The organism is Cytobacillus firmus NBRC 15306 (assembly GCF_001591465.1).
GTDB classification, from domain to species: domain Bacteria; phylum Bacillota; class Bacilli; order Bacillales; family Cytobacillaceae; genus Cytobacillus; species Cytobacillus firmus.
In genome coordinates, this window is the sequence record NZ_BCUY01000094.1 from 1 (window position 1) to 13,076 (window position 13,076).

Annotated in this window: 13 protein-coding genes; 2 read left to right on the forward strand and 11 right to left on the reverse strand. The window is 41.6% G+C overall.

What is annotated here, in order from left to right; all coding sequences use genetic code 11:
• Window positions 1-46: 46 nt before the first annotated feature.
• On the reverse strand, window positions 47-685 hold the full coding sequence (trmB, locus tag BFI01S_RS18685) for a tRNA (guanosine(46)-N7)-methyltransferase TrmB (protein ID WP_061793953.1): 639 nt from the start codon (window positions 683-685) through the stop codon (window positions 47-49).
• Between the two features lie 221 nt (window positions 686-906).
• Here trmB and BFI01S_RS18690 point away from each other — a divergent pair, with 221 nt between their 5' ends.
• On the forward strand, window positions 907-1,185 hold the full coding sequence (locus tag BFI01S_RS18690; protein WP_048010856.1) for a YtzH-like family protein: 279 nt from the start codon (window positions 907-909) through the stop codon (window positions 1,183-1,185).
• 3 nt (window positions 1,186-1,188) lie between these two features.
• Here BFI01S_RS18690 and BFI01S_RS18695 read toward each other — a convergent pair whose 3' ends face one another.
• The 5 genes from BFI01S_RS18695 to thpR all read right to left on the reverse strand — a co-directional run bounded on the left by BFI01S_RS18695 (window position 1,189) and on the right by thpR (window position 7,201).
• Complete coding sequence (locus BFI01S_RS18695; RefSeq protein WP_061793954.1) at window positions 1,189-1,962, reverse strand: phosphotransferase family protein; 774 nt, start codon at window positions 1,960-1,962, stop codon at window positions 1,189-1,191.
• A gap of 445 nt (window positions 1,963-2,407) precedes the next feature.
• Window positions 2,408-4,558, reverse strand: coding sequence for a type I pullulanase (gene pulA, locus BFI01S_RS18700; protein WP_061793955.1), 2,151 nt, complete (start codon window positions 4,556-4,558; stop codon window positions 2,408-2,410).
• Window positions 4,559-4,621: 63 nt separating this feature from the next.
• Window positions 4,622-5,590: a diacylglycerol/lipid kinase family protein gene (locus tag BFI01S_RS18705; RefSeq protein WP_061793956.1), complete on the reverse strand. Its 969-nt coding sequence runs from the start codon at window positions 5,588-5,590 to the stop codon at window positions 4,622-4,624.
• The gene (locus BFI01S_RS18710) at window positions 5,580-6,557 is read right to left on the reverse strand and encodes an NERD domain-containing protein (protein WP_061793957.1); all 978 of its coding nucleotides are present in this window, start codon (window positions 6,555-6,557) and stop codon (window positions 5,580-5,582) included. The genes BFI01S_RS18705 and BFI01S_RS18710 overlap by 11 nt, the downstream gene beginning before the upstream one ends.
• Window positions 6,558-6,622: 65 nt before the next feature.
• On the reverse strand, window positions 6,623-7,201 hold the full coding sequence (gene thpR / locus BFI01S_RS18715; protein WP_061793962.1) for an RNA 2',3'-cyclic phosphodiesterase: 579 nt from the start codon (window positions 7,199-7,201) through the stop codon (window positions 6,623-6,625).
• A gap of 272 nt (window positions 7,202-7,473) precedes the next feature.
• Here thpR and cysK point away from each other — a divergent pair, with 272 nt between their 5' ends.
• Window positions 7,474-8,406, forward strand: coding sequence for a cysteine synthase A (gene cysK, locus BFI01S_RS18720; protein WP_061793958.1), 933 nt, complete (start codon window positions 7,474-7,476; stop codon window positions 8,404-8,406).
• 49 nt (window positions 8,407-8,455) lie between these two features.
• On the opposite strand, the gene dat is transcribed toward cysK, so the two are convergent.
• The 5 genes from dat to BFI01S_RS23150 form a co-directional block, all read right to left on the reverse strand.
• Window positions 8,456-9,325 (reverse strand): D-amino-acid transaminase, encoded by an 870-nt coding sequence (gene dat, locus BFI01S_RS18725; protein WP_061793959.1) that lies wholly within the window; start codon window positions 9,323-9,325, stop codon window positions 8,456-8,458.
• Window positions 9,326-9,409: 84 nt separating this feature from the next.
• Window positions 9,410-10,828: a dipeptidase PepV gene (gene pepV / locus BFI01S_RS18730; protein WP_061793960.1), complete on the reverse strand. Its 1,419-nt coding sequence runs from the start codon at window positions 10,826-10,828 to the stop codon at window positions 9,410-9,412.
• Window positions 10,829-10,926: 98 nt separating this feature from the next.
• On the reverse strand, window positions 10,927-12,105 hold the full coding sequence (locus BFI01S_RS18735) for an ABC transporter permease (protein ID WP_082804561.1): 1,179 nt from the start codon (window positions 12,103-12,105) through the stop codon (window positions 10,927-10,929).
• A complete protein-coding gene (locus BFI01S_RS18740; protein WP_061793961.1) occupies window positions 12,095-12,811 on the reverse strand; it encodes an ABC transporter ATP-binding protein in 717 nt (238 codons plus the stop codon). The genes BFI01S_RS18735 and BFI01S_RS18740 overlap by 11 nt, the downstream gene beginning before the upstream one ends.
• A gap of 105 nt (window positions 12,812-12,916) precedes the next feature.
• Complete coding sequence (locus BFI01S_RS23150; protein ID WP_241743384.1) at window positions 12,917-13,069, reverse strand: ankyrin repeat domain-containing protein; 153 nt, start codon at window positions 13,067-13,069, stop codon at window positions 12,917-12,919.
• Window positions 13,070-13,076: the final 7 nt, after the last annotated feature.

Below are 13,076 nucleotides of genomic sequence, written 5' to 3' on the forward strand. Positions count from 1 at the left end.
TGCGCAATACAAATAATAAAAAGCCTATCCATATGGATAGACTGAATTATCTGTATTGCACTTCACACCGGAATATACGGCTGCCCCTTGATGAAAACTTTTCTTCATATTCGGTCATGATGTTTCCTTCATAATCACTATTGTGAAGGTCGAGGCTGACAAATGTCAGCAGCATGCCATAATCGGAAAAACTCATAAGAGAAGATTCAAACAATCCCTGGTTATCAGTCTTAAAGTGGATTTCTCCCTTATCCACAAGAACATCTTCATAAATCTCCAGGAAGCTTCTATGAGTCAGCCTGCGTTTTGCATGACGCTTCTTCGGCCATGGATCTGAAAAATTGAGGTAGACACGATTGACTTCGCCTTTTTCAAAGTAGTCCCGAAGATCATTTGCGTTTACATTCAAAAGCTTTATATTTGGAAGCTCTTCCTCAATGATACGATCCAGTGCGGAGACAATCACGCTTTCCGCCAGCTCAATTCCAATATAGTTAATATCCGGGTTTGCTTTTGCCATACCAGTTATGAAGCGGCCTTTTCCTGTCCCAATTTCTATATGAAGGGGCTGATCTTTATCGAATGCTTCATTCCACTTTCCTTTATATTTTTCAGGTTCTGAAATTACGTATTGAGGATATTCGGCTAATTTATCCTTTGCCCAGGGTTTATTTCGCTGTCGCATATTGACACTCCTAAAAATTAATATCGTTCAAACAATATCATGCCCATCACTGTGATGCAACTTTATTTTTTAAATTGGTTTATCCCTTGCCTGCAGTTTAACCTAACGGCATTTAAACACTTAAATTACATCCCCGCATGAATAAATAAAAAAGGAATCCACAACCTAAAAGTGAATTCCTTTTGCACTTATTTTCAGATTCAAAAGAAAGGGTGTTTTTCATGCCGCTTGGACACCAGGATCAATTAAATTTATTAAAAGATATTTTAAGCAATCATCAGACAGATTGCTGTGGCTCTATTTCAGAATGTGAACAATTGGAACGCCTGGTTAAATCATTAATGATCAACGGAAACATTAATCAAAACGTAAAAACAGTATTAGAAGAAATTTATGAATACAGTCAGCATGGAATCAATTCTTCCCAATTGGATACCCACATTGAATCCCATCAGAATGATTTATCACAATGGGTACAGGAAATTGATCAATTTTCGTAAATCTCAAATAAGCTCATCCAGGTAAGAAAGCCACTTGTCCATTTCCTGGAATCTGAATTTATTTTTATGCCATTGGATAGATGTCAAAGTCTGTGCAATCACATACCATTTCATGCGGAGCAGCAAATCCTCTGTTAATTGAATGCCATACCGCTCAAGCCAATTGGACCATTCTTCTTTAGGAATATACCAGTACAGCAGCATCCCCAGATCGATGGCAGGATCTGCTATCATGGCTCCATCCCAATCAATCAAGTACAGCTGGTTGTTTTCCGCAAGCAGCCAGTTGTTATGATTTACATCGCAGTGGCACACCGTATTTTCTTCACAGCGGATATGCGATACTTCTTTTTTCAGGAAATCGACTGACTGAATAACAGCAGCCTGCTCCTTCAGGTCACAATCCAGTTCTTCCTCTATCAAATGCAGAAGAGTTTCTGGCTTCAGGGGAGACTTCCCCATTCTTGTCAGCATACCAAGCAGCGGCTTTGAAGAGTGGATTTTCCTCAAAAGCTTTGCCACGCTTTCCCGGTTCATGTCAGAAGCTTTCAGCTCCCGTCCATTAAGCCATTGCTGGGCAGTTATAACGTCCCCATTTTCCATTCTTTTTGTCCAGATAAGTTTCGGGACGATTCCTTCCGCAGATAGAACCGCCAGGAAAGGAGAAGAGTTTCTTTTTAGAAAAAGCCTCTGCTCATCGTTCTTTGCATAAAAAGCTTCCCCTGTCGCCCCTCCGGCGGGAACAATCTCCCAGTCATGTCCAAATAAATGTTCCAAAATTGTTCACCTGCAATTTAATAAGCCATTGGTTGTTAAATAGCTTGAGTTGAAAAATAAGCCCTGTTTTTTGCATCAAGACTTATTTTGCCATGGCCGATAAAAGGGCCGTTGCTTAGTAATGTTATGTTCTATACGACTATAATGCAATTTTGCAAATATAGCTGTTTATCAGGTTAATTAAGTAAAGCACCTATAATGCACAAAAGTAATCAGCAAATATAAAACCACTAATGTAACGGGAACTTAAAATAAAAAAAGAGCTATTGATGTAAGTTCCTCACAATAGCCATCTTTATAAATTTTATTCTTACTGGCTTTTTTCGTCAAGTGCATCTATTTAGGTTAACGGAATATCATCAGGAAAAATGATGTTTTTTCAGGTGTTTATATCAGTTTTTTCTAATTAAGGGTAATGTTTGCAGAAAAAAGCAGCATCCTGTTTCTATTTTCTGCAAACCAGCACATATGAACTTATTGGCGGCACTGTCAATCTGGTGCTTATCTTGCGTATGGTGGAATTGCCGGCGGTATATTCATCTGCAATGAGGTCCCAATCCCCGTCCGGAAGCAGAATTTCTTCTTCCGTCGCTGAAGGATTGATAAGTACTGCTGCATGGCTGCACCCGGCATTTTGATCAGAGCTGGTTAAGACATATCCAATTAGCGGTTTTTTAATATCCATGAACCGCATGGAATTGCGGATTAATTCTGCATCGGCAAGCCTGAAAAGAGGAATTGACCTTCTAATGCTGATCATCCCTTTAATATATTCAACATTATTGAAATAAAGTGATTTCCTCTCCCAGTCCAGTTGATTAATGGAGTCTGGAGCCCGGTAGCTGTTTCCATTCCCGCCTTTGGTCCGATAAAATTCCTGCCCGCTATGCAGAAATGGAATTCCCTGTGACAGGAGTACCATTACGGTTGCCAGGCGATGCTTTTTTTGCTGTGTAATCAAATCCGCATTTTCAGAACAAACCAGGATTTTATCCCATAGAGTGTGATTATCGTGAGATTCCACATAATTTACTGATTGCGACGGGGAAAGGAAGATGCCTTTCTCCTTTTTTTCAAGTCCAATGCTTCCGGCCAATACCTGCTTTGCCGCATCATAGTAATGGTCATTCCCTAACGCGTATCCTTTATCATATAAATTAAACGTGCTGCCTTTGATGGAATCTCTGAACCAGTCATTGAATTGGCCGATTCCCGGAAGCTTTTCCTGATTGCGGATGCTTGCTTTCCGGTCTTCCGGTATAGGGGTATTCAAATCCCAGCCTTCTCCAATGATAATGACAGCAGGGTCAATTGATTCCGAAATTCTGCGAACCTCATTCATCGTTTCGATATCGAGGATACCCATCAAATCAAACCTGAAACCATCAATTTGATATTCCTTCATCCAGTATGATACGGAATCAGCAATAAATTTCCTGGCCATCAGGCGCTCAGAAGCAAAGTCATTTCCAACTCCGGTGCCATTTGAAGGCATTCCATATTGATCATGGCGGAAGAAATAGCCCGGTACGATTTTTTCAAAAGAAGAATGCTCACGAATATATACATGGTTGTAGACTACGTCCATTATGACTCTAAGCCCTTGGGAATGAACAGCCTGAACCAAAGCTTTCAATTCTCTAATCCGTGAATAGGGATCCAGGGGATCGGAGGAATAGTTTCCTTCCGGGACATTAAAATGGAGCGGATTATAACCCCAGTTGTATTCTTCTTTTGGACTTTTTTCATTTACACCTTCAAAGTCATGGACAGGCAGAAACTCAATGTGAGTTACACCGAGCTGTTTGACATATGACAGGCATGTCGGCTCCCCATCACTGCCAACAGTGTTTGTCTCGCCCGCTCCCAGATAAAGGCCTTTCTGTTGTGCCCCGCTCCCTGGATGAATGGTAAAATCCCTAATATGTGTTTCATATATGATAGCATCTGTCGGCTGATGGAGCGGTGGAAGCTCAGGCTTCTTTATTTTTGTACTTTCCAGATTGACGACAGCCCCATATTCACCATTCATAGCCGAGGACACAGCATATGGATCTACAGCTTCTTTCCACTCCAGGTTAATGCATACCAGGAAAGAATAAAGAAAACGGTCGAGGTCACCGGTTACTTCACAGCTCCAGACTCCCCTCTCTCCTCTTTCCATAGGAAAAAGCTCTGCTTCCTCCCCCATTACTCTTTTTAACTTCAGCTTCACCTTTAAGGCTGTAGGTGCCCAGAGCCTAAAGTCCGTCTTTTCTTTGGTGTATGATATACCAAGCGGTCCATCAAAATAGAACTTCTCATCAAACTCACTTGTCCGGATTACCGCTCCGATTTGCAGATCTGTTTTTCCGCCATATTCATCCACTATCCAATACTGTTTTCCGAATTCCACATCATGGCTGATTCTGCATATATATTTAACGGCGTCCTCAATCGCGGTGCTTTTCAATATTTCTACAGGAAACTCTTCCTCCACGTCTGAAAGGAGAGAGAAACCGGAAGAACGTCCCTGATGATAGCTGAAAGGAAGTAGAATCGTAATGATGTGCATTTCGTCCAGATATGCATTAAAAGTCCGTTCAATCGTTATCATTCCGAACTCAGCTCCTTTACTTAGTCGGACGGTAATTTAAGAGCAGCTCTCTCCTAAAAATCATCACCCTTCTTTAACATAACCATTAATTATTGGTATGGCTTCCGGGCAAACAGATGCTGAAATCGGTGTGCTGCCCAGAACCTCGCCATCTGCGTGGGCAGGGATGGGGTGTGAAGAGCGAATGCTGATATTTTTCCCCTGAAGAACTGCGACTTCTTTAAATCCTATATGTCTCCCCTTGAAGACAGAGGCAAATACAAACAAAAGTTTAATCCTGGATATATTGTGGACTACCGTAACATTTAGAATTCCATCAAAAGGGTCTGCATCCGGAGAAATCTTCATACCGCCTCCGTAGAATGGCTGATTGGAAATAGTGATAAACCAGGCTGACCCTATTTGATGTTTTTTTCCGTCAATAATGATTTCAATATCAGAGCATTTATAGAAAAACAGCTCTTTTACAAGAAAGAGAGCGTATACAAATTTGCCCAGAGAAAGCTGATTCAAGATACCCTTGATCTTTGAACTGTTTACTTTCCGGGAAATCAGTGCATCAAATCCTGCACCCATATTATTAATAAAATATGTTTTATTCCCATCTGTGTGCCTAATCATTCCGATATCAGCCTTCACAGAATGACTGATTCCCTTAAGTATTGCGGTTAAAGCTTCCTCCGGGTCTTTAGGGATATTAAAGCCCCGCGAGAAGTCATTCCCGGATCCTCCTGGAATAAACCCCACAGTCACATTCTGATGCCCAGCAGCGCCATTCATCACCTCATGAACCGTTCCATCTCCGCCCACAGCCACAAGATACAATCTTTGCCCGCCCGCCTGTTCTGCATAAATCTTTGCCAATTCCCTGGCATGGCCGCGATATTCTGTCCTGACTGCAGAGTAAGAGATATTTTCCTCTTTCAGCATCTGCTCAACTTTTCCCCAGACTTTCAGGCAATAGCCATTTTTCGCCTGCGGGTTAATAATGAACATAAGTGGATTTACCCCGTGGAACGTTTCAGGATTCATTCCGATTCTCCCACTCCAGTCTTTTGACTGATGAAGTCTGGCAATATTGAAGCAGTGCCTGTGCTCCTTTTAATTGAGCATGCTTGAGGGGAGAACGCGGATTTCTCATTGCGTGAAACCATTGCTCATAGTTCCTTTTCTCGACCAGCTGCACATCTATCGGTGCTGCCGGATAATCAATATAGCCATTTCGGGTAAGTACAGCTTTTTTAACCGGCAATTCAATAGAATGAATTTCAAATATTTTTCGGATAATTTTTTCTGTTCTATCTAATGCAAGCAGCGGATTCAGGACTTTTTTTTCTTCCCCTTTTCCCTTTTTTGTCCAGAATCTATCCTTTGAACCTGTGAATACCGCTGAATCTTCCTGCTCCAAAAAGCTAATGCACCAAACCTCTGTCGGTCCTATGACAATAATTTCTGTTTCAACAGGAGCCCTTTTCAATAAAAAGATCGGATTATACATGACAAGATACGTATCCGGATATCTCTGCAGAAAATATTTTAGCTTTTCATCATAATAGTACTGCTTCTCGGGAAATGATTTTTCCGTTAGCGTGGAGGTTGCCCATTTCATCTGGAACCGGTAAAGCTGGTCCAGAAACTGGTGTTTTAGATTCTCAATTGTTTCTGGACGTACAGCAAAGGAGGCTTCAAATTCAAGCACATCTTCCTCCTTTTCCACTTCATGTCCGGCAGCATTATATTCCTCGAATTCTTCATTCCTGCCCCGTTTTAATAACCCCTTTAGCTTTTCCATCAGCGGCTCTTTTTCTTCATAGGACCAGTCCGCTGTGCCCGAAGTATCATGCTGCGCGGGTCGAGGGGTAAAGGATTCATTTGATTCCCACGTTTTATGCCATTTATCCCACTGCTGTTTTTTCAGCCTGACAAAACGGGAAGGATATAAAAAAATGTCCTGCTGGTAACGTGATACATAATCCTGCAATTTAATTAACTGTCCCATTCTCCTAGCCCTGCTTTCGTAAATAACTTTCTATCTATCATTTACTGTTTAAGTATGTAATTATTTTATTCCGCCAAAAGCGGAAAGATGGCAATGCTTTCATATTTCGGCGATTTATCCAGATGAGTTTGATATAGAACAACTTCTGAAGCCTCAAACTCGAGGTGCCCGTCTTTAAAAGGACTGTTAACATCGAGCAGACTTTGCTGAAATGGACCAGTACCGGCCCATTTTCTTGCCATGGTTATATGAGGCTTAAACGGTCTTGTCTCCAGCTTAAAGCCAGCTTCCTGACAGGCTGAATATACTTTCAATCTTAAGTCTTGAAGATGTTTGTCCTGCTGTGTTCCACACCAGAAAATTCTTGGCGTTTCTTGTTTTCCGAATACGCCAAGTCTACTGATGTACAGCGGAAAAGTCTTTTCGTTTCTGATGGAATCAGTGATAAGCCCGGATGCTTTCTGCAGTTTTTCTTCGGGGGCCGATCCAAGGAATGCTAAAGTAATATGATAATCTTCATGGTGAACCCAGCGGCTAAAAGGCAGTTTGAGACTTACACATTCCATATATTCCTTTAACTTTTCCTTTGTTTCATCCGGCAATTTCACCGCAAAGAAAAAATGAGCATTCATTTGTTTGGACACTTGATATTCCTCCATATTTCCACTTATTTTAACAAACATCTGTTAAAATTGGCAGATACTTTCTGTTTGTCCTCTTATTTTCGTATTCCTTCCAATTCCTTTTGATTTGATTGGAATAGTCTGTTTTAGTATGATGGATATAATAAGGCTAGATATAGATTTCCTTTATCAGGATGAAATTAAACAGATGGACATAAAATAACAAAGATAATAGTTCTATATATTAAACTTCCTTGTTATTAAATAAAGTCATATTCGAAAGGGAGAGTCAGATGAAAGTTGTCAACAATCTTGCGGACTTAATTGGAGATACTCCGCTCGTGAAATTAAATAAGCTGGCACCTGAAAATGGCGCAAGCATTTATGCAAAGCTTGAATTCTACAATCCAAGCCGCAGTGTAAAAGATCGCGCGGCATATAATATGATTGCCGAAGCTGAGAAAGCAGGCAAATTAAAACCAGGCTCAACCATTATTGAACCAACCAGCGGGAACACCGGCATCGGGCTTGCAATGAATGCGGCGGCTCGCGGCTATAAAGCCATTCTGGTTATGCCTGATACTATGACGGCAGAGCGCATCAACCTTTTGAAAGCATATGGAGCAGAAGTTGTCCTGACCCCTGGTGATGACAAAATGCCCGGCGCTATTAAAAAGGCTAATGAACTGGCTGAGGAAATTCCAAACAGTTTTGTGCCGATGCAATTTGAGAATAACGCTAACCCTGACGCACACCGCCATTCAACTGCCGTCGAAATTATTGAGGCTATGAAGGAAATCGGCAAACCACTGTCTGCCTTCGTTGCCACTGCAGGTACAGGGGGTACAATTACCGGCACAGGTGAAGTTTTGAAAGAGCATTATCCCGGGTTGGAAGTGCATGTAGTGGAGCCAAAAGGCTCACCCGTCCTATCGGGCGGAAAGCCTGGCAGGCACAAACTTGTCGGCACAAGTCCAGGATTTGTTCCGGAAATTCTCAATACGGATGTTTATGATGAAATCCATCAAATCAAAGATGAAGAAGCATATGATACGACACGCAGAATGGCAAGAGAAGAAGGGATATTAGTCGGTCCATCCTCAGGAGCTGCCTGCTATGCCGCCATCCAGGTTGCAAAAAGGCTAAAGCCGGACGATGTTGTCGTATTCATCGTTTGCGATACTGGAGAAAGATATCTATCAAGTGATCTTTTTCAGTTTGAATAAGTAAGTTAAAAGACCCCAGGAATTGTTCCTGAGGTCTTTCGTTTTTGAATTACCTAATTTTAACCGTTAAACTGCCGCACTGTTTTTCAATAGCGTCTTCAAAAAGGTTCTGTAATTTATTTGTGATGAGACCGGGACTTCCATTACCAACCGGCTTTCCTTCAATCTCTGTAATCGGAGTAATTTCAGCTGATGTACTGGACATAAAGACTTCATCTGCGGCCAGTAAATCTTCCTTCGAAAAAGCAGATTCTTTAAGTGCTATACCATTTTCCCTGCAGATCTCATTGATCTTGCGGCGGGTAATGCCATTCAGGATCAGGTTTGTTGCAGGATGCGTATAAAGTGTTCCATCCTTTACAATCGCTATATTGGAAGAACTTCCCTCAGTCACCGTATCCCCGCGGTGCTGAATGGCTTCAAAGCAGCCGGATTGTGCTGCTTTTTGCTTGGCCATGATGTTGCCCAGCAAATTCAGGCTCTTTATATCACATCGCAGCCAGCGAATGTCTTCGATCAGAATAGCTTTAACACCATTTCTCATTGATCCAACCGGCCTTGTTGTTTCACGGGTATAGGCGGTAAGCACTGGTGCAACATCAGCACCAGGATAAGCATGATTTCTAGGAGATGTCCCCCTGGAAAATTGCATATATACAATCCCCAGTTCAAGATTATTCCTCTCAATCATCTCTGCAAGCATCTGTTTAAGCTGATCCTTGGAATAAGGAATGTTCAGCTCTATTTTCTTGCCGCTCTCAAGCAGCCTTTCAAGATGCTCATCTGCTGTAAACATTTTTCCGTTATAGACGCGGATTACTTCATAGACGCCATCACCAAATTGATATCCCCGATCCTCAATATCGACTTTCGCTTCTGAACGTTCGATCAAGTCACCATTCAAAATGACATATTCCATTTCCCGACACTCCCTGTTTATGATTTGTTTGTCTATCTGTCAGCTGTATGTAAAATCTTTCAGCCATCATATCAGGTTTCAAAGTTATTTCGCAAGTTCATAAATCGCCTGTGCATAAATGGCTGCAGCTTTTAACAAATCCTCAATAAACATATATTCATCTTTTTGATGGGCGACGTCTTCCCTGCCTGGAAAGAGCGGGCCAAATGCAACTCCTGACTTTAATGAGCGTGCATATGTCCCCCCGCCAATGGATAAAAGCTCTGCCTTTTCGCCAGTCTGCTGTTCATATACTTTTTTCAGTGTTTGAATCAGAACATCATCTTCTTCCACATGATGCGGCTTGGCATCTGAGAAATTCTCCAATCTGAAATGTTCGTTTTCAATCAGAGACTCCAGCTTGTTTTTCGTTTCTTCCATATCATTTGTAACGGGATAGCGTACATTAAAGCCTAAACGGCCGCCATTTTCTTTCGTATATGAAAGTTTGCCTACATTGATGGTTAAGTCACCTGTAATCTCATCGGTGCAGGCGATGCCAAGCTTTCTTCCTCTGGAATCATCACATAAGTATTTTGATACAAACTGAAAATATTGGCATGCCTTCTCATCCAGCTGAAGGGATGCCAGGAATGACGCCATCAATATACCAGCATTTTTCCCATTATCAGGTTCCATTCCATGAGCCGAAATCCCTTGAAGTTCCAGAATCAGTTCGCCATTATCTATGTAATACTTGCCTTCTAGCTCTGTACTTTTCAGGAAATTGATATACCTTTGCACCACTTCAGTGTGTTCAAGGTGTACCACAAGACTGGCTTTCGCAAAATCAGGAACCATGTTATATCTTCTTCCTGCATTGAAATGCAGGACCTCTGCCAATACTTCTCTGTCTGCTTCTTCGGTATGGCCAGTTTGGACAAGATCAAAATCAGAGATGCCTTTTTCTGCATAGATGATTGGGAAATCTGCATCAGGTGCAAATCCCATTGCTGGCATTTCTTCGTGTTTAAAATAATGCTCTACACAGCGCCAGTCACTTTCTTCATCTGTTCCAATAATCATTCGGACCCGTTTGCTTAAAGGCAGCTCCATTTCCTTTACAATTTTCATAGCATAATAAGCAGCCATCGTCGGGCCTTTGTCGTCGATCGCCCCTCTGGCAAAGATCTTTCCATCGCGAATTTCTGCACCAAACGGGTCGCTTGTCCATCCGTCCCCTTCCGGAACCACGTCAACGTGACAAAGTACTCCTACAATTTCTTCACCCTCGCCGAATTCCAGATGACCAGCCAGGCTGCCGACATTTTTTGCAGTGAATCCATCTTTTTCACCAAGTTCAAGCATGAAATCGAGCGCTTCCTTTACACCTTCACCAAGGGGAGCATCGTCTGTTGCATTCTCTTCGTCAAGCAGACTTCTAATTCTCAAAAGCTTTTGTGTATCCTTAATTAAATCATCTTTTCTTTTATTGACCTCTTTTTGCCAATCCAATACGTTCATACAGTTGCCTCCTTAACTTGAACATTCATGATTTCCCCATTATAACCCATTTTGTTCCGCTGTTTGCTTATGGGACAGTTTAATAAGACATACCTTTATTATGCACCAGGAAAGCTGAACCTTGCCAAGATGAGCGTTGAGGCGCTTAAAAACAGTCCTAAGAGGAAAATGGCGAGGAGGAATAGGGCTAAGACGGTCCTATTTCTCGCAGTAAAGTAATAATCCTTTTCACTGTATTTCTTAGTAAAGGGATGAGACATAATGGCTTTATCCCAGGTAAGGGAGAGCCAAGAATACATCAGGAAAAGAAAGACACCTGATACAATCACTTTTATCCATAGAGGCGGTATAAGAAGAATGCCGGCAGCGCTCACGGAAATGATTTGAAAATAGCTGAAAATATACGAGGGGTTTCGCATGAATATCTTTAAAAATAATTCCGCCAGTCCCGTTATGGCTGTTCTCGTATTAAAAATCCGTCTGGAGTTTCTGAATAATAGCGGTTTTGTCCGCATTGAAACAACTGGCTTTTCCAGATCCGGAGCCATCATAAATATCCATTTTATATACTTTGTTTTTTCTTCTTGTTCAAGCATAACCTCAAATTCTAAGGCCGAGATTTTTTTCAGCAGCTGGGACGCTCTTATTAATGCGCCGGAAAGCAGCACTGCTGATGCGATTATAACCGGACAGTCTGCACCGATAGACCAAAGTGAATATACGAGCTGGCTGAACCAGCTCATTAGTACAAACAGCACAAAGGTGATCACATATCTTTTTAACTTTCCTTCAATCCTTTTCAAAAAATAAGAAACTATCATAATAGACCATTTCAGTGAGATGAAAAAGAGCAGCAAGGTAACGATCTGGCTCCATTCCAAAAAGTATCTATTCTTTAAAAAAGGAAGAAAAATAGCAATCATTGCTGCTGTACCGATTGCCTGAAAGAATAGTGAGTAAACAAATCCCCATTTCCTCATTCCCATAAAGAGGGTCTTATTTTTTACCAGAAATACCTTATCAGCCTCTAATACAAATGGACGAAGATTTCCCATCCATGAAAAAATATAGAGCAGAAAGAAAAGGAGAAACAATGGCAGGCCTGCAATCCATTCCGGAATTTCCAGCCACCAGGAGCGATAGATCATTCCAAAGATGACAGTTCCCGGAACAATGAGATAGACCATGATGGTCCAATCTGCAATAGAGCGGAATATTCCAGCCTGATACTTCCAGCTGCGAATTAACCTTTCTGCAAAGAGCGATCTACTGTTCATGGCCTGACCCCTCTGCGATCCTATGAAAGCAATCATAAAGCGAACCATTCAAAAGATCGCATTGCCGCCTGATATCAGCTAATGTGCCTGAAGCCTTCAACTGCCCCTCATGTACAATTAAGAAGCGGCTGCATACTTTCTCTGCGGTATCCAGAACATGCGTGGACATGAGAATGCCTGCGCCTCTTTGCCTTTCTCGATCAATTGATTCCAGAAACAGTTTCATTGCATTAGGGTCCAGACCAATAAACGGTTCATCAATGATATAGACATCCGGATCGGCAATCATCGCAAGAATCAGCATAGCCTTTTGCTGCATTCCTTTTGAATAGGTCCCGGGAAACTTGTGAGCATGTTCAGACAGATTATACTCTTTTAAGAGCTCCGCTGCTCTCTTCTTATAATGTAATTCCGGCAATCCCTCCACTGCTGCTGTAAAATCCAGGTGTTCCCACAGTGTCAGCTCATCATAAAAAATAGGCCGTTCCGGAATATAGGAATATTTAACTCCCTGCTTAAATTCCACTGCTCCCTTTTTATGTTCCAGCAATCCCAGAATTGTTTTAATCGTTGTGCTTTTTCCTGCGCCATTTGGCCCTATAAGGCCGATCAATTCCCCTTCCTGCAAATCAAATTGAATATTATGTATGATCGTTTTTTCATTTTCATAGCCTGCTGATTCAATTTCAACGTTTAATAACTTCATTTTCTCCCCTCCTGACTATACATACGAATATCATTGGAAAAAGTTTGCTCTAATTTTAAATTTTTAAAGCCATAATAAAACTGCCCCTTCGAAGAGGCAGTTTTATTATGGCTGCAGGATTTCCATTAATTCTATATTTTCAAAGTCCTTTGCGTAATCATAGGCTGTATAGCCCTCGGCATCTTTCACAGCGGGATCAGCACCATACTCCAGAAGAAGCATAGCCATATCAATATCCTCATTGAACACCGCACTCATTAAAGGA